The sequence below is a fragment of the Xenorhabdus sp. BG5 genome (assembly GCF_015163665.1).
Classification (GTDB): domain Bacteria; phylum Pseudomonadota; class Gammaproteobacteria; order Enterobacterales; family Enterobacteriaceae; genus Xenorhabdus.
This window is the reverse complement of sequence record NZ_JADEUG010000001.1, coordinates 53,148-76,991: the sequence shown is the minus strand read 5'-3', so window position 1 is coordinate 76,991 and position 23,844 is coordinate 53,148. Positions and strand designations below refer to the sequence as shown.

Sequence of the window (23,844 nt, the reverse complement as noted above, 5' to 3'; positions counted from 1 at the left end):
GAAATTTATCGATGAAATTTAGGCCAGTAAAAACTGACAACAACCAACTAAAAGTCGCAAGTTCACCTTTTACACACAACCAAAAAAGCACTAGTCAGATCATGCTTTGGGTAGTTTTAGCGGCCATACCCGGTATTGCTGTCCAGACCTATTTCTTTGGCTCTGGAACATTGTTCCAGATTTTGTTAGCTGTTATTACCGCATTGTTAGCTGAATCTGCTGCTATCGCATTGAAAAAACAACTAATACTTCCTTATCTCAAAGATAACTCTGTTTTAGTGACAGGATTGCTTTTAGGTATTAGCCTGCCTCCATTAGCACCATGGTGGCTAATCGTGCTCGGTACATTTTTTGCTGTCATTATTGCTAAACATCTGTATGGCGGACTTGGGCAAAATCCGTTTAACCCTGCCATGATTGGTTATGTCGTTCTGTTGATCTCATTCCCTGTACAAATGACCAGTTGGATGCCCCCGGAATCTTTACAGACATTCACTTTAACGCCATGGGATAGCTTGGTGGTCATTTTCACAGGACATACGCCAGATGGCTCGACTTTGTTACAACTGCAACAAGGTATTGATGGATTGAGTCAAGCAACACCACTGGACAGTTTCAAAACTGGCAGGTTGACTCACAATATTGATGAAGTATTGCAACAGCCTATATTACAAGGCGTTTTAGCAGGCATTGGCTGGCAATGGGTTAACGTTGCTTATTTGGTTGGCGGCCTGATTATGCTTAACCGAAAAATCATTAACTGGCAAATCCCAACTGCATTTATTTTGTCATTGGGTATTTGTGCATTGATTAGTTGGTGCTTTGAGCCTACTCGTTATTCACCGCCTTTATTGCAACTCTTTTCCGGTGCCACCATGTTAGGTGCATTTTTTATTGCGACTGATCCCGTTAGCGCAGCAACAACACCAAAAGGTCGCTTGATTTACGGAGCCATTATTGGTGGGCTTATTTGGATAATTCGTGTTTATGGTGGTTATCCTGATGCTGTTGCATTTGCGGTATTACTGGCAAACATATGTGTACCACTTATTGACCATTACACCCAGCCTCGTGCTTACGGCCATAAATAGGAAAAGGGAGAATACTATGTTAGAAACTATGCGTCGTCACGGTATTACCCTCGCAATTTTCGCGGCTTGTACGACAGGGTTAACAGCTATTGTTTATTCATTAACAAAGGATCGGATCGCCGAACAGGCAGCTTTGCAGCATAAGATATTGCTGGATCAAGTTGTTCCCCCTGCTTTATATGACAATGATCTGCAAAATGAATGTTATCTAGTGGCAAACAAGGCATTAGGTAATGAACAGCCTCACCGCCTTTACCTTGCCCGTAAAAAAGGCGTTCCGGTCGCCGCTGCGTTAGAAAGTACGGCCCCTGATGGCTATTCAGGTGCAATTCAATTACTGGTTGGCGCTGATTTTTCTGGTAGTGTACTGGGGGTCCGTGTCACTGAACACCATGAAACACCCGGCTTGGGAGACAAAATTGAGACCAGAATTTCCAATTGGATCTATGCTTTCTCCGGCAAAAAAATTATGTCAAAGGATGATCACAATTGGGCGGTCAAAAAAGACGGTGGAGAGTTTGACCAATTTACCGGTGCAACCATTACTCCTCGTGCTGTTGTCAATGCTGTTAAACGGACCACTCTTTATCTGAAAACAGTGCCGACACAACTTTCTTCCCTGCCAACTTGCGAAGAGAAATAAACATGAATGAAACTAAGAATCTATTTATTCAGGGACTATGGAAAAATAACTCCGCATTGGTACAGCTTTTAGGGCTTTGTCCTTTATTAGCCGTTTCCTCCACGGCAACCAACGCTCTGGGATTAGGATTAGCGACAACACTGGTTTTAGTGAGTACTAATATGGCCGTGTCAGCATTACGTCGCTGGGTCCCCCATGAAATTCGTATCCCAATTTATGTGATGATCATCGCGTCTGTCGTCAGTACCGTCCAGATGTTAATCAATGCTTTTGCTTTCGGACTCTACGAATCATTGGGTATTTTTATTCCTCTGATTGTGACTAACTGTATTGTGATAGGCCGTGCTGAAGCCTACGCATCAAAGAATTCGATCTACCATTCAACGATTGATGGCCTTTCAATGGGGCTGGGAGCAACTTTCGCCTTATTTGTATTGGGTTCCATGCGAGAGATTTTGGGGAACGGAACTATTTTTGATGGTGCCGATCTATTGCTGGGTAACTGGGCTAAATCACTGCGTATTGAAATCATCCATCTGGACTCCCCTTTCTTGCTTGCCATCCTGCCACCAGGTGCTTTTATCGGATTAGGTCTGATGTTGGCAGGAAAATATATCATCGATGAACGCATCAAAAATCGGGCAGAACATAAAGAACGGCAGTATAACGTAGAAAAAGGCTGTGGAAGCCATATCACAAGAGGCTAAAGAGAGCAACCAGATATGAATCAACAAAAACGGATTGAGATACTTACCCGTTTACGGGATAACAATCCACACCCAACTACTGAGCTGGTATTCAACTCTCCATTTGAGTTACTCATTTCTGTATTGTTATCTGCACAGGCTACAGATGTCAGCGTGAATAAGGCAACGGCAAAACTATATCCCGTTGCTAATACACCGCAGGCGATCCTTGATTTGGGCGTTGATGGTTTAAAGGCGTATATAAAAACTATTGGGTTATATAACACTAAAGCTGAAAACGTGATTAAAACTTGCCGGATATTGTTGGAAAAACACCAGGGAGAAGTACCGGAAGATCGTGCGGCACTGGAAGCATTGCCAGGCGTCGGTCGAAAAACGGCTAACGTTGTGTTAAATACGGCTTTTGGTTGGCCAACTATTGCCGTTGATACGCATATTTTTCGCGTCAGCAATCGAACTCAATTTGCCCCAGGGAAGAATGTCGATGAAGTCGAGAAGCACTTATTGAAAGTTGTGCCAGCAGAATTCAAGGTTGATTGTCATCATTGGCTGATTCTGCATGGTCGCTATACTTGCATTGCCCGTAAGCCGCGCTGTGGTTCTTGTATTATTGAGGATCTTTGTGAATATACGGATAAAACCGAATAATTAAAAATCCTGAATCTTCATTAGTCTGTCTCCTTTAATTCTTACAGGAGGCAGACTGAGAAAATCATATCATTATCGTTATTATTTTTTCCTCTATTGAGATTTGTAATTTGAGTTTTATGGTTGTGTTGTTGAGATTTAGATAAGTATGTTGTAACTAAGTATTTCTGTTTAAAACATTACCTAATACGGATTAGGACTAATAATACTGTCGTATCAGCGGAGAAATAAAAAATGGCATTCCCCATTTCGGTAAAATGGCCTATTTTTAGTCTTACACCACAGTTTTTCCTGTTTTGATAAGATGTTACTTGCTCCATACTCTCGATTCGCGTAAAACTGTTGTCCAAAATTATCGATAATAACTCTATATTTCCCAGATATTATGTTTCAAAATAATCCGCTGCTTGCGCAGCTAAAACAGCAACTTCACGCCCAGACCCTGCGTGTAGAAGGTTTAGTCAAAGGAACTGAGAAAGGTTTTGGATTTTTAGAAGTCGACGGCCAAAAAAGTTATTTCATTCCACCTCCCCACATGAAAAAAGTCATGCACGGAGATCGGATTACCGCCGCTATCCACACAGACAAAGAGAAAGAAATTGCCGAACCGGAGTCTCTGATTGAACCCTTCCTGACCCGTTTTGTAGGAAAGGTCCATAAGAAAGAAAATGACAACCGACTATGGATTATTCCTGATCACCCATTATTAAAAGACACTATCCCTTGCCGCCCTGCAAACCACGTTGACCATACCTTTGAAAACGGCGATTGGGCCGTAGCTGAAATGCGCCGGCATCCTCTGAAAGGTGATCGCGGTTTTCATGCCGAAATTACTGGCTATATTACGCAAGGTGATGACCACTACGCACCATGGTGGGTAACATTAACTCGCCACGAACTGGAACGTGAAGCGCCAGCAATGACGGATTGCCCGTTGGATGATAGTTCTATCGAACGCATCGATCTGACCGTGCTTGATTTTGTCACTATTGACAGTGCAACAACCGAAGATATGGATGATGCCCTGCACATCACCAAAAATGATGACGGCAGCCTGAAACTTTCTATCGCAATTGCCGATCCCACGGCTTATATCAAAGCGGGTAGCGAACTGGATAAAATTGCCTACCAGCGCAGTTTCACCAATTACCTGCCAGGTTTCAATATTCCAATGCTCCCTCGTGAGCTATCTGATGATCTCTGTTCCCTGCGCCCTAACGTGCGCCGCCCTGCCCTGGTTTGTCAGGTTTCTATTCTCGAAAATGGTCAGTTGGGCGATGATATTCAATTCTTCTCTGCATGGGTTGAATCTAAATTTAAACTGGTTTATGACGAAGTTTCAGACTACTTAGAAGGCAAGGAAGGTTGGAAACCAAGTTCAGACGCCGTCATGAGCCAGATTACCCTTCTGAAAGAAATGTGTGAACGTCGCAATAACTGGCGTCTACAAAACGCCCTGGTTTTCAAGGAACGTCCGGATTATCGATTTATCCTTGATGAAAACGGCTATGTTGTTGATATCGTAATTGAACAGCGCCGTACAGCTAACCGTATTGTTGAAGAAGCCATGATCGCAGCAAACTTATGTGCAGCTAAAATTCTGCGTGATAAGTTAGGCTTTGGGATTTATAACGTCCACACCGGCTTTGAACCTACCCAGATTGAGCAGGTTGTTGAAGTTCTCAAGGAAAACGGCATTGAAGCTAATGCCGAAGCATTACTGAATCTGGAAGGGTTCTGCGAATTGCGCCGTGAACTGGATAAACAACCCACCCAATTCCTGGACAGTCGCATCCGCCGTTTCCAAACATTTGCAGAAATCAAAACAGAACCAGGCCCACACTTTGGTTTAGGATTTGATGCTTACGCGACCTGGACATCCCCTATCCGTAAATACAGCGATATTATCAACCACCGTTTGTTGAAAGCAATTATCCAACAAGTGGAGATAGAAAAACCCACTGAAGATTTTTGCCTGCGATTGACAGAGCGTCGCCGAGCTAACCGCATGGCCGAGCGTGATGTTGGTGATTGGCTCTATGCTCGTTTCTTGCAGCCTCATGCTGGCACAGATAAAATATTCCCAGCAGAAATTATCGATATCACCCGTGGTGGCCTACGGGTGCGACTGGCAGATAATGGTGCTATCGCTTTCGTTCCTGGGCCATTTTTGCATGCTGTTCGTGATGAACTTCAATGCAGTCAAGAAACAGGCTCAGTGTTGATTAAGGGTGAAACGGTTCACCGCCTGAATGACATCATCAATGTCCGTATTGAAGAGGTCAGAATGGAAACCCGCAATATTGTGGCACGTCCTGTCTAGACACATCTTACAAGTAATTCCTGTAAAATAACTCTGCCGCCATTTATGGCGGCAGTTTTGTAATAACAATAAGATCATCCCTATGAGGACTTCCACATGCTATTTTCTTCGGTAAACCGAATAGGTTTCGCAACCGCCCTCGCTTCGTTACTTGGTGTATTATTCACTTTTCCAGCTAGTTCCACTGCTCATAACAATCAAATTTATTACCCGAATGAAACACCATCTACAATAAATCCAAAGACAAATAAGATCATCCACCAACTTTCTATATTGGAAAAAAATGCTAATGGCCAGCTTGGCGTGGTATTAATAGACACGGCTGATTATTCCATCATCTCTTACCGTGCAAACGAGCGTTTTCCTCTATGCAGTACCAGTAAGCTGATGGCGGTATCCGCTATTCTGCAAAAAAGCGAAACAAATGCTCACCTATTAAATCAACGAGTTCGCTATCAACAAGCAGATCTTGTTGAATATAGCCCAATTACGGAAAAACATCTCAAAGAGGGTATGACCTTAGGAGAGTTGAGCGCAGCAACACTGCAATATAGCGATAATACGGCTATGAATTTGCTTCTTAACCAATTGAATGGCCCTAATGAAGTGACACGCTTTGCCCGTACTATCGGTGACAATTCTTTTCGCCTCGAACGCTATGAACCTGAATTAAATACCGTAATTCCAGGTGATGAACGTGATACTTCCACACCTCAAGCTATGGCAAAAAGTTTATATAATTTAGTGTTGGGCAATGCCCTGGCCACAACACAACGTGAACAATTAACTGAGTGGATAAAAGGCAATACAACTGGCGGTACCAGCATTCGTGCGGGAGTACCCAAGGATTGGGTTGTAGGAGATAAAACCGGTCGCTGCGATTATGGTACAACAAATGATATCGCGGTCATTTGGCCAGTATCCAATCGTGCACCGTTAGTTTTGGTTACCTATTTTACTCAGCCAAATAACAAAGAAGCCAGTGCCCGCCCTGATGTATTAGCAGCGGCTGCCCGTATCGTGACACGTATTAATTAGTTCAATTAACAAGCTATGCGGTTTATTGGCTGCATAGCTTGTAGAAGCTTAGCCTCCAGCCAGTTTTACTTTCATGCCTTTTGCTTCCAGCAATTGCTTCAGCAAGTCGCGTTTATCGCCCTGAATTTCAATTTCACCCTCTTTGACAGAACCCCCGCAGCCACATTTTTTCTTCAATTCAGCTGCCAGCTTAGCCAAAGTTTGGTCATCAGTATCTATGCCCGTAATCACACAAACCCCTTTCCCTTTACGGCCACTACTCTGGCGCTGGATCCGTACAATACCATCACCTTTCGGACGAGAAGGCTTTACTTTTTCCTCCTGCTGAATGCGGCCACCATCTGTCGAATAAACCAGGCGAGAGTTATTATCCATGAACAACTCCAAGAGATTGATTAATCTGTTGGAGTGCTAATGCCGGATTTTCTGCGCGGGTAATTGGACGCCCGATCACCATATAATCCACCCCAGCCTGAACCGCCTGAGGAGGTGTCATAATCCGGCGCTGATCTCCCGCTTCTGTACCTTCAGGGCGAATACCTGGAGTAACAAGTTGGAAGGCTTGTCCACATACAGATTTCAATTGCTGTGCTTCATGGGCTGAACAAACTACGCCATCTAAACCACACTGTTTTGTCAAAAATGCCAAACGCTCCGCATGTTGCGCTGGAGTCATATCAATACCTGTGCCCGATAAATCAGATTGTTCCATACTGGTCAGCACAGTCACCGCAATCAACAAAGGCGCATCCTTACCGTAAGGCAGCAACGCTTCTTTAGCTGCTGTCATCATTCTCGCACCACCACTTGCATGAACATTAACCATCCACACACCTAATTCTGCGGCAGCAGCAACCGCCCTTGCCGTTGTATTGGGGATGTCGTGAAATTTAAGATCCAAAAACACATCAAAACCACGCTGATGCAGCGCCTGAACAAATTGCGGGCCATACAGTGTAAACATCTCCTTGCCTACTTTCAGACGACAGGATTGTGGATCAATCTTGTCGACAAATGCCAGCGCTGCATCCTGATTGTCATAATCCAGTGCAACAATAACAGGCGAGTCAATCTGTTTATCTAAAGTTTGAACTGTGTGGGAGATCATTTTTAGGCCCTTTGATTTACTAATTAAATTGAATTTTTATAAACTTTAATTACTAAGGAGTAGCAGTATAATAGTGACAGTGTCACTGACCATCCAACCCTCGGATCGGTTTAATAGAGTCCCAAGAACGACATGATGGACAATGCCAATATAACGAACGGGAAGTAAAGCCACATTTATGGCATCGATAATCCGGTTTTGTGCGGATTTGCTCACCGACCATATTACGCAAAAGAATCAGGCTTTCTTTCGCTCGCCCTTCTTCCGCTTCCGTCATATGGTAATCCATCAGACGGTAAAATAATCTCATTGTTGGATGGCGTTCTAACTGACGGTTAATAAAATTTTGAGCAACTTCACGCCCTTCTTTCTTTTCAAGAATATCGGCCATATGAAGTTCAGCGACCGCACCACAATTTTCTTCTACACAGCGCTGTACAAAAGCTTGCCACTCGTCCGGTTGAGACAAATGTTGGTAACATTCTTGCAGCATTGGCAAAGATTCACTGACTAATTGTTTATCCTGCTCAAGAATGCGTTTCAACGCATTGGTCGCTTTAAGATATTCTCCCTGCGCCATATAAATACGACCAAACATAATAGAAGTACGGGCACAATTTTTGTCTGCTTGAGCCGCTTTATTCAAATAGCCGATCGCAGCAGTAAAATCATCACTGCCCATACATTGCAGAGCCAACTCACAGTAAAAATGGGCAATTTCTTCCCGAAAATGGTGTTTACCCAATTTTACGAGTTTTTCAGCGATATCAATGGCTTTATTCCAATCACTGGTTGACTGGTAGATGGTTAGCAAGGAATTAAAGGCATTTTCACGGAAGTCTGTTTCGTCAACTAACTGAACGAACATGTTCTCTGCACGATCATAGACTCCAGCAGCCATATAATCTTGCCCAAGTTGCTGGATCGCAAGCAAACGTTGTTCAAATGTCAGGGAAGCACTTTCCATCAGGGACTGGTGAATACGGATGGCTCTTTCAACTTCACCACGGGAACGGAAGAGATTTCCCAATGTTAGGTGAGCCTCAAATGCCGGGCTATCTTCTTTCAGCATATCAAGAAATAAATCTACCGCCTTATCTTGCTGATTGGAGAGCAAAAAGTTAACACCATCAACATATTCACGCGAAAGGCGGTCAGCCGATTGTTGTTTATCTTGTTGAGCACTTCTGCGCCCCATATACCAGCCATAAGCGGCAGCAATGGGAAGCAACAGAAACAACAGCTCTAACATAGAGAATTATTCCTTGTTTAATGCTACGGTAGAGACGACTTTTTTGGATGATTCAGAGGGTTGTTCCACTTGAGTTTCCAGTCGCTTGATTTTGCGTTTCGCATGTCGCAAAGAAACACAGGCGCGCAGGTAAAAAAAACCACAAACTCCCCAACCTAGGATAAAGCCAACAGCAAACAACGCAGCCAGCAATGTGGATACAGAGTAATCACCCTTAGCAATCAAATAATTAAACGTCACTATCTGATTATTATTTGCTCCCAGCGTCACTGAGATAACAAAAACAACCAGTGCCAGTAATAAGATCAGAAAATATTTCACATTTCTTCCTGTTATCTCTCGTTGCTGATTGGTTATGCCAAATAACAGACATAGTGGCGTGTTAAATTAGCATTTCTCGTCTACACACGTCTACGTAAAGGAAGCAATTTATTGCAATAAACGCTGATTTCCCTCTTCTTGTAATAAATACATCTGCAAAAATCTGCCTATAGTTTAGCATGTTAATATATTTATCATTAAAGGACCCGACGCTTTATATTCTTGCGTATTAATAATTTCTGTTACAATGCGCCGGCGTGCATGCGTTGTAATCAGAGAAAATTTTTGCGTAGTGTTAGCTGATTTCTCAACCGGTATTGTTCTGATATCGCAATATTTATAACGAGTTAAATCAACATATGAATACAAAAATACAGCTAAAACGAGTAGCTGAAGCAAAATTACCTACACCATGGGGCGAGTTTTTAATGATTGGATTTGAAGAAATCAAAACAGGCCGCGATCATGTCGCTCTTGTTTTCGGCGATATTTCTGGTGATGATCCTGTATTATCGCGCATCCACTCAGAATGCCTCACTGGAGATGCTTTATTCAGCCTAAGATGCGACTGTGGTTTTCAATTAGAAGCCGCACTTTCGCAAATTAGTCAGGAAGGTCGAGGTGTTTTGCTCTATCACCGCCAGGAAGGCCGTAATATTGGCCTGCTGAATAAAATTCGTGCCTATGCTTTACAGGATCAAGGTATTGATACTGTTGAAGCCAACCATCAATTAGGTTTTGCTGCCGATGAAAGAGATTTCACCCTGTGTTCAGATATGTATAAGATTTTAAATATTAATACAATTCGTCTTCTTACTAACAACCCTAAAAAAGTTGAAATCATGATAGAAGCCGGTATTAATATCACCGAACGTGTTCCATTGATCGTAGGACGTAATTCCCAAAATGCTCACTATTTGGATACCAAAGCCAACCGAATGGGCCATTTGCTGTCCAAATCAAGCTAAAAGTTCTCTAATTACTTTCTGTAAAATATAAAAAACTGCGTCGGTGTGGGCGCAGTTTTTATTTCTAAATGTGATTTTTCAGTTTTTTATCATTTCAGCATATTACGAATCACATAATGCAAAATACCATCATGATAGAAGTAAGACAGTTCTGTTCCCGTATCAATGCGGCAACGGGTATCAATCACAATTTCCTGTCCATTGGCATAGGTAACTTTCACTGCAATTGTCTGCCCAGGTTGAATGTTAGATAATCCTGTAATATCAATCCGCTCCTCTCCCGTCAGGTTTAAGCTCTTGCGGCTAACGCCTTGAGGAAATTCCAATGGCAAGACACCCATACCAATCAAGTTAGAGCGGTGAATGCGTTCGAAAGATTCTGCAATCACAACCCTGACCCCTAGCAATCTTGTCCCTTTTGCAGCCCAGTCACGGCTTGATCCTGAACCATATTCTTTCCCCGCAATAACGGCTAATGGTATTTTTTCCTCCTGATAACGCATAGCTGCATCATAAATGGCAAGTTGGGATTGTGAAGGAATATGCCGGGTATAACCTCCTTCAACCCCTGATACCATCTCATTACGAATACGAATGTTAGCAAACGTTCCTCGCATCATAACCTCATGATTGCCACGTCTTGAGCCATACGAATTAAAATCTTTTGGTGCAACACCATGTTCTTGCAAATAACGTCCGGCAGGACTGTCAGCCTTAATGTTGCCCGCGGGGGAAATGTGATCCGTCGTAACTGAATCCCCTAAAATCGCCAAAATGTGAGCCTGATGTATGTCTGTAATCGGTTTAGGTTCAGCCGTCATATCACTGAAGAAAGGAGGATGTCGTATATAGGTGGAATCCGGCTGCCAAGCATAAGTCACTGAACTTTCGACACTCAGGGATCGCCAACTTTTATCACCATCAAACACCGAATCGTATTCTTTATGGAACATTTCGGTTCTGACTTTTCCAATTGCTTCTGCAACTTCTGTACTATCAGGCCAGATATCCTTCAAGTAAACATCATTGCCTTGTTGATCTTTTCCGATAGGTTCTCGCGTCAGATCCTTTTTCATACTGCCAGAAAGCGCATAAGCCACCACCAGCGGCGGTGACGCCAACCAGTTCGTTTTCACTAAGGGATGAATGCGCCCTTCAAAATTTCGGTTACCGGAAAGCACCGCCCCAACGGTTAGATCAGATTGCTTGATTGCAGCTTCAATCGGATCAGGCAATGGCCCGGAATTGCCAATACAGGTAGTACAGCCATATCCCACCAAGTTAAAACCCAATTTTTCCAGATATGGCATGAAACCTGCTAATTCCAGATAACTTGTCACGACTTTCGAACCAGGTGCCAGTGAAGTTTTAACCCACGGTTGACACTGTAAGCCTTTCTCAACTGCTTTTTTGGCAAGTAATCCCGCCGTCATCAATACGCTGGGGTTAGAGGTGTTTGTGCAAGAGGTAATGGCAGCAATCACCACGGCACCATCTTGTAATGCAAAAGTTTGGTTACCTAAAGTCACTGATACCGCTGATGAGTGCTCTTGTGTTTTATGGATATCCAATTCAGTGGCAGACTGAAAAGCCTGTGGTACATTTCCCAATGCAACCCGATCTTGAGGACGTTTCGGCCCAGCTAAACTTGCTTCAACTGTCGACATGTCCAACGCTAGGGTGCTGGTAAAAATAGGCTCATCCCCCGTATTACGCCATAAGCCCTGAATTTTGCAATAAGCTTCAACCAAAGCAATTTCTTCTTCATGGCGCCCCGTTAAACGCATATAGTCTAATGTAATGTCATCAACAGGAAAGAAACCACAAGTCGCACCATATTCAGGGGACATATTGGCAATAGTTGCCCGATCTGCCAGCGGTAAATCAGATAATCCATCGCCATAAAATTCAACAAATTTACCCACAACACCATGTTTACGCAGCATTTGTGTCACAGTCAGTACAAGGTCAGTTGCTGTGATCCCTTCTTGCAATTTTCCGGTCAGTTTAAAGCCAACAACATCTGGGATCAGCATGGAAACTGGCTGCCCCAGCATCGCCGCCTCGGCTTCAATTCCCCCTACGCCCCATCCCAGAACGCCCAATCCATTAATCATGGTTGTGTGAGAATCCGTTCCGACCAGCGTATCAGGATAAGCAAAATCCTTACCATCCTGATTCTCATACCAAACGGCTTTACCCAGATATTCAAGATTAACCTGATGGCAAATCCCCGTTCCGGGAGGGACAACGCGGAAACGATTAAAAGCTTTCTGTCCCCAACGCAAGAACAGATAACGTTCATAGTTACGTGCCATCTCTATCTGAACGTTTTCTGAAAATGCCTGTTCAGTGCCAAATTTATCAACCATCACCGAGTGATCGATAACCAAATCAACAGGGGATAGCGGATTAACCTTCTCTACATTTCCACCAAGTCTCAACACAGCTTCCCGCATTGCAGCAAGATCAACGACAGCTGGCACACCTGTAAAATCCTGCATAAGTACGCGGGCGGGGCGATAAGCAATTTCGCGGTCTGCATGACCGGTTTTTTGCCATTCCACCAGCGCCTGCAAATCATCTTCCACAACTGATTCACCATCAACATTGCGCAAGAGATTTTCGAGCAGAACTTTCAGTGACTTTGGCAGGCGGGATATATTGCCAATTTGTTCAGATAACAGAGGTAAACTGTAATAGTGATAGGTTTTACTGCCAGTGGATTTGCTTCCAATCGAGAGCGTTGAAGCACAGTCCGTTTTCAATTTAAACGACATAACTCCTCTCCTTTCTTATTATTGATGGTCAGTTACCATTAAACATAACATATAAGCAACTATTTGTTATTCCGTTACCACACATTTTGCTAACTAGCTGTAAATTCTCATTTATTGATAAATTTTAATGATGACACCGCCAAAGTGGATATGTTTTATTCACACCGTAAGAGTTTGATTGAATTGACTCTAAAGTTTCTACGCATTTCTGGCTAATAGATTTAAATTGCAACTTGAAAAATAAAGGTATATTCAGGGTACTCAATACGTTTATTAGAGATTGGAGGTAAAATTATGGATACAGAAAAAAATAAAGAATACCAACATTACGTAAGCCACATACAACAAGCCGATCAGTTTTTTTCGGCTGGCATTAGAGATAAATTTTCCTTCTCAGATTATCAGCTCAATGATACAGACGGCCTGGTCCAATTTATTATTACTGCAAATATTGTTGACAAAGGCAATATCATACAGAAAATGAATAAAATCAAAAAAATACAGATCGCCCTTTCTTCAATAGCCGCCGATTATATCGCCAAATATACCAATACTCATGGCAAAGAATATAAGACTGACATTCAATTTTGGGGAGATATCATGGCAAAACTGCCATTGATGAGTATCATGAATGTCGAAAGTCAAACTTATCAGCATGAAATGAAAGGAGTTTCTATTGCAACAAATTTACTCCAACTCATCATAGATATTATTTTAAATGCAAACTCTCCAAGCCTGAAAAGCTTTTCCGATTTTTTGCAAAAACAAGGTGATGCTATAAGGCTGGGCTTAAAACGGAATGGAGATCATTATTCCACCCTCACATTAGCCAGTGTTATTGAAGCAATTGGCGTTGAAGATCGGGTCATGTATGTCCCTAAAATAAAACTCTATAAAATAGATTTTGACAGAACCAACTCAGAAGTGACGTCAAACTGTGCTTCTAGTGAGAATATCAATGTTAAATTTACTTACTCCTCTTGTATTTGCTTATTTAATTACCAAGCATTAGAAAATCACGGAGTTAAAATAGCTTTCGATAATTTCATTCTCAAAAATCAAAAATCTTCAATCGAAAATTCTGACAATTTTTTCAGTGGTGAATTTAAGACCATGATCCCAAAAGGGACATAAAATAAAAGATCAACCACCTGCCTGCTGTTTGGAGGTGGTTTAATCTTCTTGACACATCTATCTTCTTTATATCTATTTTTCTGATATTAAATATCTTCTTACACTATCGGCAGTTCGATATCTTTGAACATTTCTTCGATTTCTTCATTGGAGCGTAATGCAATGGCTTTATCCACGACATCACGCGTCAAATGTGGCGCGAAACGCCAAATAAAATCATACATATAACTGCGCAGAAAACTACTGCGTCGAAAGCCGATCTTGGTAGTGCTGTAACCGAATTGATCACGCATATCAATACGTACTAAATCACCGTCCTTAACGGGTTCTACGGCCATACTGGCAATCACACCAACTCCTAGCCCTAACCGCACATAAGTCTTAATCACATCAGCATCTGTTGCTGTAAATACGATTTTAGGTTTCAAACCAACCCGATCAAAAGCAACATCCAACTCAGAGCGCCCAGTAAAACCAAACGTATAGGTTACAATCGGATATGCAGCCAGTTCTTCAATCGTCACATTCTGTCTACTCGCAAGAGGGTGATCTTTCGTCACCACAATAGAACGGTTCCAGTGATAACAAGGCAGCATAATCAGATCGCTATAGAGATGCAGCGCTTCTGTTGCTATCGCAAAATCACTATTTCCTTTGCATACCTCTTCCGCTATTTGCGTTGGAGAACCTTGATGCATATGCAGTGATACATTGGGATAACGTTCAATAAAGCCCTTAATAACAGGAGGTAAAGCATATCTTGCTTGTGTATGGGTGGTCGCTATATATAAAGAACCACGATCGGGATAGGTGTGTTCACTGGCAACAGAACGAATTGAATCAATTTTTGACAGAACCTCACGTGAAATACGGACAATTTCTTCACCAGCCGGAGTCACGTGCGTCAAATGTTTACCACTACGAGCAAATATCTGAATCCCCAGCTCATCTTCGAGCATCCTGACTTGTTTGCTGATCCCCGGTTGAGAGGTATACAACCCTTCTGCTGTAGAAGATACATTTAGATTGTGGTTAACCACCTCTACAATATAACGCAATTGCTGTAATTTCATATCAGCACTGTCCCTAATAATCAAATGTATGAACGTTTTGTAGTTTAACCAATTTCTATATTGCTAATAGTTACTCATTTATAACTATATAGAATATATATTTGTGAAAATATAACCACTATAACACTTGCTATATATTTATATAACAAATAATTAGGTTGAGTAACTATTATCAAGCACCTGTTGCAGATATATTGTGTTTTAATTTTGTTGAAATACAAAAAAAGCCAGTCCATAGAACTGGCTTTTTAGAAAGAAAAGTTACATTTCCCACAAAATAAGAAATATCTCTCTAAATATATTTCTATGAATTATACCCCAATAAATGAAGATATAATGCACAAAGTTATCTTAAAGATCGATTACTTTTCTTTCACAACCCAAGCCCCTTCAACAAAAAATGCGGTCCATCCGGTTGCCTTGCCATTTTTCTCTGAAGAAACGTACTGCTGTTTAGTTTTACGGCTAAAACGAACAACTGTTTTATTCCCTTCAGGATCAGCTACAGGCGCTTGCGCTAAATAACACAATTTTTCCGGCAAGCGCTCTTTGAACCGAACAAGCTCTTCAACCAATGGTGCTCGCGTTTCGCGAGATTTAGGAAAGGTGTTGGCGGCTAAAAATACCCCTGCTGCACCATCACGCAGAACAAAGTAGGCATCCGATTTTTCACATGTCAGTTCAGGTAACGGAACCGGATCTTCTTTCGGTGGCGCCACTTCCCCATTACGCAAAATTTTACGGGTATTTTTACACCCTTCGTTTGTACAACCCATGTACTTACCAAAACGCCCCATTTTCAGGTGCATTTCTGAACCGCACTTATCACACTCAACTATCGGACCGTCATAACCCTTAATGCGGAATTCACCTTCCTCAACTTCATAACCATCACACTCCGGGTTATTACCGCATACGTGCAATTTACGCTGGTTATCAATCAAATAACTGTCCATTGCTGTACCACAATTTTTACAGCGTCGACGAGCACGCAATGCATTGGTTTCAGCATCATCCCCTTCCAGGACATTTAGGATTTCATTTTCCGGGATAAGGTTAATCGTCTGCTTGCATCGCTCTTTAGGTGACAACGCGTAACCAGAACAGCCAAGAAATACCCCTGTTGTCGCAGTACGAATTCCCATTGGACGGCTACAAGTCGGGCACTCAATCGAGGTAATCACCATCGGGTTCGGGCGCATTCCACCTTCATCTGGTTCTTTACTGGCAACATCAAGCTGATCACTGAAATTGGAGAAAAATTCGTCCAAAACGCCTTTCCAATTGGCTTCATTGTTGGCTACATGATCGAGCTGGTCTTCCATTCTTGCCGTAAAATCGTAGTTCATCAATTCGTTGAAATTTTCTTCCAAACGGTCATTGACAATTTCACCCATTTTTTCTGCATAGAACCGCCGATTTTCAACGCAAACATAACCACGCTCTTGAATGGTTGAAATAATTGATGCATAAGTCGATGGACGACCAATCCCGCGTTTTTCCAACTCCTTGACCAAGGACGCTTCACTGAAACGCGCGGGTGGTTTTGTAAAGTGCTGGCTTGGTATCAACTGTTGCAAATCAAGCTCTGTGCCCACTTCCACGATCGGCAAAGTATTATCTTCATCTCCTTTGCGCAAAATCGGCATTACTTTTGTCCAACCATCAAAACGCAAGGTACGGCCTTTGGCACGTAACTCAAAATCACCAGCTTGAACGGTCAGTGTCGTGGAATCATATTTCGCAGGCGTCATCTGACAAGCAATGAATTGACGCCAGATCAGCTGATACAATTTTTGTGCATCAGTTTCCATATCTTTCAATTCTTCTGCCATGACATTAACATCAGAAGGTCGAATTGCTTCATGGGCTTCCTGAGAGTTTTCCTTGCTGCTGTAAACATTGACACTTTTCGGCAAGTATTTATCACCAAAATGGTTACTGATATAACCACGAACCATTTCCAACGCATCCTGACTCAAGTTAGTTGAATCGGTACGCATATAAGTGATATACCCAGCTTCATATAAGCGTTGCGCCATCATCATAGTTTTTTTAACCCCAAACCCAAGCCGTGTACTTGCCGCCTGTTGCAAGGTTGAGGTAATGAATGGTGCACCTGGCTTACTCGATGTTGGACGATCTTCACGCTCAATCACTTTGTATCTCGCTTTTTCAAGCAAAGATACTGCTGATTGCGTTTGTTGCGCATTTACGGGTTTAAATGGTTTTCCCTTCTCATGGGTAACTTCCATATGGAGAGAGATATTACCCTTAGCCATTAAATCCGCGTGCAGTTGCCAATATTCTTCCGGCACAAATGCCTTAATTTCACGTTCCCGCTCAACCACAAGACGAACTGCGACAGATTGCACCCGCCCAGCGGATAACCCTCTGGCAACTTTTTTCCACAGTAGCGGTGAAACCATGTAACCTACAACGCGATCCATGAAACGGCGCGCTTGCTGGGCATTCACACGGTCAAGATTCAATTCACCGGGATTATCAAAAGCCTGTGTGATTGCATTTTTGGTAATTTCATTGAATACAACCCGGCTGAAACGGGATTCATCTCCACCAATCACTTCTCGCAAGTGCCATGCAATAGCCTCCCCTTCGCGGTCAAGGTCTGTTGCAAGATAGATATGATCAGCTTTTTCAGCCAGCGTTTTCAGCTCTGAAACAACTTTTTCTTTACCTGGCAAAATTTGATAGTTCGCTTCCCAACCATGATAAGGATCGACGCCCATACGGATTATCAGCGCCGTTTTCTCATCTTTTTTTGCTTTCTTTTTATTCTTATCGGTAGATGAGCTTGAGCTCTTTTGACTCACTGTTCCACTCGTCGGCAAATCACGAATATGACCTACACTGGATTTTACAACGTAGTCATTCCCCAGATATTTATTGATTGTTTTGGCTTTTGCCGGGGACTCCACTATAACAAGAGCTTTAGCCATAGTTACCTTTACCTAATTATCTTCTTTTCAGATGGCGAAAATCACGGCGTTATGTTGCGATATATAAAATAAAACCTCTTTTTATATTGCGATAGATCTGCAAGATATCAACTAATTTTTATCTTGTACTTTTGCTTAAGCGCAAAACCCTTTGAAATATTTAGGGTATTTTATATACCTACACAAACCATGCAATTGTATGTTTTAACAGTTGTAAACAAAATCTTCCATCTGCATGACGAAAAGCCCACACTCTACCTGATAAAAAACGATGCGCAACAACTTATTTTTTGAAGGAGCACAATAAATGAAAACTAAAACCATGCCTATTAAGCAAGAACAGTTATTGAAAAAAGTAAATTAAATCATTAAGACACACGAAGATTTTATACAAGGTATGTAAGCAGAGCGCGCGGAACAAAGAGGACGGAGTATCATCCCCGGTTGGTTAATAATCATGCGGGAAATAAAGGATATATAAATCTCTTTTATTTACCCGCATAATATCTGCGATAGTTTTGGGTAACTGATTTTCCGTTACAATGTTACAATAAAGGCTTTTCTCCCCTTTGCCACCAACGCATAAACAATTTGTCAACGTTCTCCATCGCACTCCCCATAAAACGGTCTATGGCACGTTTGCGGCGATAATAATTGACGCCGATTACGTCACAATGTTCAATCTTTTCAATCAGAAAATCATCACTGACACCCACATCATCAATCAACCCATTCTCTTTTGCTTGTGTACCGTACCAATACTCACCAGTGGCTACGTTTTCCACATCCAAAGAGGGACGATATTGATGGATAAATGATTTGAATAATTTATGCGTTTCGTTCAAATCTTCCTGAAATTTCTTGCGTCCCTGTTCAGTATTTTCTCCCAGAACAGTCAGGGTACGTTTATATTCACCCGCAGTATGCAATTCAACATCAATATCATTTTTCTTCAATAGCCTATGAATATTGGGTAATTGAGCCACAACGCCAATAGAACCGATAATAGCAAACGGTGCAGCAATAATGCGATCAGCCACACAAGCCATCATATATCCACCACTTGCAGCGACTTTATCCACGGCAATTGTCAGACGTATCCCTTTCTGCCGCAAACGAACCAATTGAGAAGCGGCCAGTCCATATCCATGAACCACGCCACCAGGACTTTCCAGTCGCAGCAAAACTTCATCTTTTTTGCCAGCCACAGCCAGTACCGCACTGATCTCTTCGCGCAGTGACTCCACCTCACGGGCATCCATACTGCCTTTAAAGTCCAAAACATAAAGATTCGGCTTCTGTATGCCTTTCTGACCCGTTTTGGCTTCCGCTTTTTTCTGCTTAGCATCACTTTTCTGCTGTTTTTTTAATTCTTTTTGCCAAATTTTTTGTTCTGCTTCACTCATTCGCGCCTGCTGCATCTGACGTTGTCTTTCCTTATATGACTCACCAAGATTGGTCAGCTTTAACTCCCCTTTGTGCATTGTCTTACGTACACCTAATCCGATACAAATGACCGTCAGAATAGCGATTGCCAAGACCACCGTAAGCATTTTGGCTAAGAACAATCCGTATAGAGACAAATATTCCACAGATCCACCTTTATTAATTTTATAATGAACAATATATTTGTTTCATTCTAACTAAAAACCGAATGCCTTGCCCTAACAGTTTACTTAACCCTATCTCAATTGAAGTTACACTTTTCACCCATTTTTCACCCATGCAGGCAAATTTGACGGGAACCTTAAGTTTTGTTCTGATGATAACCTGTATGTGCCATTCTGAAATGGCTAGTCATAGATTCACAAGCAATACAGGAAGATTGTTCGATGTTTGATTACCAACCCAATAGTCATCTACTGCAACAAAAAATTATTCTCGTAACTGGTGCTGGCGATGGCATTGGACGCGAAGCCGCACTAACCTATGCCCGTTACGGTGCACAGGTTATTTTACTGGGACGTACTACCGCGAAACTGGCAGCAGTCAGGCAGCAAATTATAAACGAGGGCGGTTTACCTGCTGACATTTATACGATGGATCTGCTGACAGTGACCGCCGAAGAATGCCAAACTTTCGCCAATGATCTGACACAGCGCTATTCACGTTTGGATGGAGCCTTGCACAACGCAGGGCTTCTTGGCGCTGTTTCCCCTATTATTGAACAACCCGTTCAGCTTTGGCATGAAGTGATGCAGGTGAATGTTAATGCCACTTTTATGCTGACTCAGGCATTGATCCCTCTATTATTAAAATCCTCCAGCGGCTCTTTAGTGTTTACTAGCTCCAGTGTCGGCCGTGAAGGTAGAAGTGGTTGGGGAGCCTATGCTGTTTCCAAATTTGCTACAGAAGGCCTAATGCAGGTTTTGGCACAAGAATATCGGGATACATCCCTGCGTATCAACTGCATCAATCCTGGCGGAACACGTACTAACATGCGAGCAAGCGCTTTTCCTGACGAAAATTCCGCTAAGTTAAAAACACCCACGGATATTATGCCCGTCTATCTTTATATAATGGGAGATGACAGCCGAAATGATTCCGGCATCAGTTTTGATGCTCAACCCGGACGCAAAGCGGGACCTGCCGAATAATGACCAGAGATAACAGCCAGCACCAGAAAAGGCAACAACGCCTGAAAGAAAAAATCGATGCCCGTATTGAAGCAGCACAACAAGAACGGGGAATTGTCATTGTATTCACTGGAAACGGTAAAGGAAAAACGACCGCTGCATTTGGCACAGTGACTCGTGCAATCGGGCATGGACAACGTGCTGGTGTTATCCAATTCATCAAAGGGACATGGGAAAGCGGTGAAAGAAACTTGTTGATACAGCAAGGTGTTGAATTTCATGTGATGGCAACAGGTTTCACATGGGAGACTCAAAATCGCGAATCAGACACAGCAGCCTGCCAAACGGCCTGGAAACAGGCTGTGGCAATGCTATCTGATCCTTCATTACACCTTGTCGTGCTGGATGAATTAACCTATATGGTTAATTATGGTTACTTAGAACTCACCGATGTTCTGACTGCCCTTAAACAGCGCCCTGCCCATCAAAGTGTGATTATCACTGGCAGAGGATGCCATCGAGAATTACTGGAATATGCCGATACGATTACGGAAATGCGTCCGGCAAAACATGCGTTTAATGCCGGCATCAAGGCACAGAAAGGTATTGATTGGTAAATGGATCCGCTGTTTCAAATCGTCCAGATAAATGTTGATATGAGCTGAAACAGCGGCTTAAACGTATTAACGACCTTTAGGTGTCGTCTTCTTCCCTGCATTCTGACGAGAACTGCTTGCAGGACGTTTTCCTGCCGGACGGGATGCAACCTGAGTATGTCGTCTTACCGCACGGCGGATCTGATTAGCTTTGAGGCGGCGTTGATCACGTCCAACAGCGACTTTGGTCACATTCTCTTCATCCAAGTCAACCAACTGACGTAAATAGTTAGTCTGTTCCAACCCCAACTCAGTCCAGCCACCTCGCGGCAACCCTTTCGGCAGATTAATATCGCCATAACGCACACGGATCAGGCGGCTGACTTGCACACCAACGGCTTCCCATAAGCGTCTGACTTCGCGATTACGGCCTTCTGTCAGAGTCACGTTGTACCATTGGTTGATCCCTTCTCCACCTTTAAACGCAATGGTCTTAAATGAAGCCGGGCCATCTTCCAGTTGTACACCTTGTGTCAATTGACGGAGTTTTGCGTTATCGACTTCACCGAACACACGGACTGCATATTCACGTTCAACTTCGCGGCTTGGGTGCATTAAACGGTTAGCCAATTCCCCATCAGTAGTAAACAACAACAACCCGCTGGTATTGATATCCAAACGCCCTACCGCAATCCAGCGTGCGCCTTGCATTTTTGGCAGACGATCAAACACAGTCGGACGGCCTTCAGGATCATGGCGGGTACACAATTCACCTTCCGGTTTATAATAAGCCAAAACCCGGCAAACTGTTTTCTGTGGCTCTTTGATATTTAAGATCCGTCCATCCAGACGAATTTTTATTGCGGAATTAACTTCGATTCGATCACCCAACGTTGCGATCTTACCATCAACGCTAATGCGCCCTTGTTGGATATACCCCTCAATTTCGCGACGGGAACCATGACCAGAACGCGCGAGAACTTTTTGTAACTTTTCTGTTTTATCGCTCATTGAGCAACCTCTATTGTCGCCTTCACAGGCGTCGTGATACTAAATAAAATTGAATTGTATACTTTAAGAAAATCGTACACTTTATAAAAAAGGTGTTACATCACCTTCGCCTTCACGAAGAATTACGGGTGAATCCCCCGTCAAATCTACTACCGTCGTCGGTTGCTGCCCAAGATAACCACCGTGAATGATTAAATCAACTTGTTTACCCAAAGTATCCTTAATCTCTTCAGGATCAGATTCGGCAAAATCATTTCCGGGCAAAATCAAGCTACATGACATTAATGGTTCACTCATTCCTTCCAGCAATGCCAACGCAATAGGATTAGAAGGAACACGCAGGCCAATGGTCTTGCGTTTTTCGTTCATCAAGCGACGTGGTACTTCTTTTGTCGCCTGTAAAATAAAAGTGTAATGGCCTGGCGTGTTATTTTTGATCAACCTGAACGCCTGATTATCTACATGGGCATAAGTGGCAATTTCAGACAAATCACGACACATCAACGTAAAATTGTGGCGTCCTTCCAATTGGCGAATACGGCATATACGCGTCATAGCATCCTTATTTTCAAGGCAACAACCAATGGCGTAACCTGAATCAGTAGGATAGATGACAACCCCGCCCTTTTTCAGTGCATCCACACTTTGGTCAATAAGGCGGGTTTGTGGATTATCAGGGTGGATATAAAAAAACTGGCTCATAAATATAACCTCTATACTTCTATGCAGCACCATGCCGTGACCAGTCGTGCCATATCGGTACAACATCACCGGGTAACCACAAATTGCGCCCAAGTTCTATCCATGAACAAGGTTGGTGAAAATCCGATCCTAATGATACTTTCAACCCATATTCTCTTGCCAGTTGACCAAGTTGTTGTCTTTCATTAGGGGCTTGCTGGCACTGTGCTACTTCCATTGCATCACCACCATATTGTTTAAACCAAACTATTAACCGTTTTAACCATTTCGTCGACAAGTTATACCTGCCGGGATGGGCAATCACAGCCTGTCCCCCTGCCTGGTGAATGGTTTCAATAGCCAGCTCAATTGTACACCATTGCGGTGGGACATAACCGATTTTTCCCTTTACCAGATATTTTTTGAACACTTTCGGGATAGTCGGTACAACTCCCGCTTCTACCAAATAACGGGCAAAATGGCCGCGAGTGACTTGCCCACCGTTGGCTAATCTGGATGCACCTTCCCAGGCATCGGCAATACCTGCTTTAGCCAACCGTTGCCCCATTTCAATACCACGCTGTTGTCTTAAATCAACCTGATGCGCTAAAAATTTCCTTAAGGAAATAGAGTTGATATCAATATTTAAACCAACGATATGAATTTCCAGATTTTGCCATAATGTCGAAATTTCTACGCCGGATATCAACGTTAATGGCAAATTATTTTGCTGAATGTGGTTTAAAGCCGACGGAACACCCTCCGTCGTATCATGATCGGTGATTGCCAGTACATCAATACCCATAGCAATAGCTCTGTTCACGAGCTGCTCAGGTGACAAAACGCCATCTGAAGCAGTCGTATGGCTATGCAGATCATAGCGTTTTGTCATTTCACTGGCGACTTCAGTCATTGTTTTTTACCTGCTTTTCGG

Annotated in this window: 21 protein-coding genes; 10 read left to right on the top strand and 11 right to left on the bottom strand. The window is 42.8% G+C overall.

The genetic code is table 11. The features are described from left to right. Positions 1-11 precede the first annotated feature (11 nt). The 6 genes from rsxD (at position 12) to bla (ending at position 6,450) form a co-directional block, all read left to right on the top strand. Complete coding sequence (rsxD, locus tag IQ209_RS00335) at positions 12-1,091, top strand: electron transport complex subunit RsxD (RefSeq protein ID WP_193847913.1); 1,080 nt, start codon at positions 12-14, stop codon at positions 1,089-1,091. Between the two features lie 16 nt (positions 1,092-1,107). Continuing rightward, positions 1,108-1,734 carry an electron transport complex subunit RsxG gene (gene rsxG, locus IQ209_RS00330; RefSeq protein WP_193847911.1) on the top strand — a complete coding sequence of 209 codons (627 nt, stop codon included), beginning with the start codon at positions 1,108-1,110 and terminating at the stop codon, positions 1,732-1,734. A gap of 2 nt (positions 1,735-1,736) precedes the next feature. Next, positions 1,737-2,441: an electron transport complex subunit E gene (locus IQ209_RS00325; protein WP_193847909.1), complete on the top strand. Its 705-nt coding sequence runs from the start codon at positions 1,737-1,739 to the stop codon at positions 2,439-2,441. A 15-nt stretch (positions 2,442-2,456) separates the two neighbouring features. After that, positions 2,457-3,089 (top strand): endonuclease III, encoded by a 633-nt coding sequence (gene nth / locus IQ209_RS00320; RefSeq protein WP_193847907.1) that lies wholly within the window; start codon positions 2,457-2,459, stop codon positions 3,087-3,089. 385 nt (positions 3,090-3,474) lie between these two features. Beyond that, on the top strand, positions 3,475-5,412 hold the full coding sequence (locus IQ209_RS00315; RefSeq protein ID WP_193847905.1) for an exoribonuclease II: 1,938 nt from the start codon (positions 3,475-3,477) through the stop codon (positions 5,410-5,412). A gap of 96 nt (positions 5,413-5,508) precedes the next feature. Beyond that, positions 5,509-6,450, top strand: coding sequence for a class A beta-lactamase (bla, locus tag IQ209_RS00310; protein ID WP_193847903.1), 942 nt, complete (start codon positions 5,509-5,511; stop codon positions 6,448-6,450). Positions 6,451-6,498: 48 nt separating this feature from the next. Here bla and yciH read toward each other — a convergent pair whose 3' ends face one another. From yciH to IQ209_RS00290, 4 genes are all read right to left on the bottom strand, one after another. Beyond that, positions 6,499-6,825 carry a stress response translation initiation inhibitor YciH gene (gene yciH / locus IQ209_RS00305; protein WP_193847901.1) on the bottom strand — a complete coding sequence of 109 codons (327 nt, stop codon included), beginning with the start codon at positions 6,823-6,825 and terminating at the stop codon, positions 6,499-6,501. Continuing rightward, positions 6,818-7,558: an orotidine-5'-phosphate decarboxylase gene (gene pyrF / locus IQ209_RS00300; RefSeq protein WP_193847899.1), complete on the bottom strand. Its 741-nt coding sequence runs from the start codon at positions 7,556-7,558 to the stop codon at positions 6,818-6,820. Before pyrF ends, yciH begins: the two co-directional genes overlap by 8 nt. 82 nt (positions 7,559-7,640) lie before the next feature. After that, positions 7,641-8,810 (bottom strand): lipopolysaccharide assembly protein LapB, encoded by a 1,170-nt coding sequence (gene lapB, locus IQ209_RS00295; protein ID WP_193847897.1) that lies wholly within the window; start codon positions 8,808-8,810, stop codon positions 7,641-7,643. Between the two features lie 6 nt (positions 8,811-8,816). Continuing rightward, positions 8,817-9,131, bottom strand: coding sequence for a LapA family protein (locus IQ209_RS00290; protein ID WP_099132399.1), 315 nt, complete (start codon positions 9,129-9,131; stop codon positions 8,817-8,819). Positions 9,132-9,502: 371 nt separating this feature from the next. Here IQ209_RS00290 and ribA point away from each other — a divergent pair, with 371 nt between their 5' ends. Next, positions 9,503-10,099 carry a GTP cyclohydrolase II gene (gene ribA, locus IQ209_RS00285; protein WP_193848481.1) on the top strand — a complete coding sequence of 199 codons (597 nt, stop codon included), beginning with the start codon at positions 9,503-9,505 and terminating at the stop codon, positions 10,097-10,099. Positions 10,100-10,188: 89 nt separating this feature from the next. On the opposite strand, the gene acnA is transcribed toward ribA, so the two are convergent. Further along, complete coding sequence (acnA, locus tag IQ209_RS00280) at positions 10,189-12,879, bottom strand: aconitate hydratase AcnA (RefSeq protein ID WP_228005632.1); 2,691 nt, start codon at positions 12,877-12,879, stop codon at positions 10,189-10,191. Between the two features lie 294 nt (positions 12,880-13,173). Here acnA and IQ209_RS00275 point away from each other — a divergent pair, with 294 nt between their 5' ends. After that, positions 13,174-14,013, top strand: coding sequence for a hypothetical protein (locus IQ209_RS00275; RefSeq protein WP_193847895.1), 840 nt, complete (start codon positions 13,174-13,176; stop codon positions 14,011-14,013). 98 nt (positions 14,014-14,111) lie between these two features. On the opposite strand, the gene cysB is transcribed toward IQ209_RS00275, so the two are convergent. The 3 genes from cysB to sohB all read right to left on the bottom strand — a co-directional run bounded on the left by cysB (position 14,112) and on the right by sohB (position 19,638). Beyond that, on the bottom strand, positions 14,112-15,086 hold the full coding sequence (gene cysB, locus IQ209_RS00270) for an HTH-type transcriptional regulator CysB (RefSeq protein ID WP_193847893.1): 975 nt from the start codon (positions 15,084-15,086) through the stop codon (positions 14,112-14,114). A 362-nt stretch (positions 15,087-15,448) separates the two neighbouring features. Beyond that, a complete protein-coding gene (gene topA, locus IQ209_RS00265; protein ID WP_193847891.1) occupies positions 15,449-18,046 on the bottom strand; it encodes a type I DNA topoisomerase in 2,598 nt (865 codons plus the stop codon). A gap of 545 nt (positions 18,047-18,591) precedes the next feature. Then, positions 18,592-19,638: a protease SohB gene (gene sohB / locus IQ209_RS00260; RefSeq protein WP_193847889.1), complete on the bottom strand. Its 1,047-nt coding sequence runs from the start codon at positions 19,636-19,638 to the stop codon at positions 18,592-18,594. 240 nt (positions 19,639-19,878) lie between these two features. On the opposite strand from sohB, the gene IQ209_RS00255 reads away from it, so the two are divergent. After that, complete coding sequence (locus IQ209_RS00255) at positions 19,879-20,643, top strand: YciK family oxidoreductase (protein WP_193847887.1); 765 nt, start codon at positions 19,879-19,881, stop codon at positions 20,641-20,643. Next, positions 20,643-21,239, top strand: coding sequence for a cob(I)yrinic acid a,c-diamide adenosyltransferase (gene cobO / locus IQ209_RS00250; protein ID WP_193847885.1), 597 nt, complete (start codon positions 20,643-20,645; stop codon positions 21,237-21,239). The genes IQ209_RS00255 and cobO overlap by 1 nt, the downstream gene beginning before the upstream one ends. 66 nt (positions 21,240-21,305) lie before the next feature. Here the strand turns inward: cobO and rluB are convergent, their stop codons facing one another. The 3 genes from rluB to IQ209_RS00235 all read right to left on the bottom strand — a co-directional run bounded on the left by rluB (position 21,306) and on the right by IQ209_RS00235 (position 23,823). Beyond that, on the bottom strand, positions 21,306-22,229 hold the full coding sequence (gene rluB / locus IQ209_RS00245; RefSeq protein ID WP_193847883.1) for a 23S rRNA pseudouridine(2605) synthase RluB: 924 nt from the start codon (positions 22,227-22,229) through the stop codon (positions 21,306-21,308). Between the two features lie 81 nt (positions 22,230-22,310). Then, a complete protein-coding gene (locus IQ209_RS00240) occupies positions 22,311-22,931 on the bottom strand; it encodes an L-threonylcarbamoyladenylate synthase (protein ID WP_193847881.1) in 621 nt (206 codons plus the stop codon). 19 nt (positions 22,932-22,950) lie between these two features. After that, positions 22,951-23,823, bottom strand: coding sequence for a PHP domain-containing protein (locus IQ209_RS00235; protein ID WP_193847879.1), 873 nt, complete (start codon positions 23,821-23,823; stop codon positions 22,951-22,953). Positions 23,824-23,844: the final 21 nt, after the last annotated feature.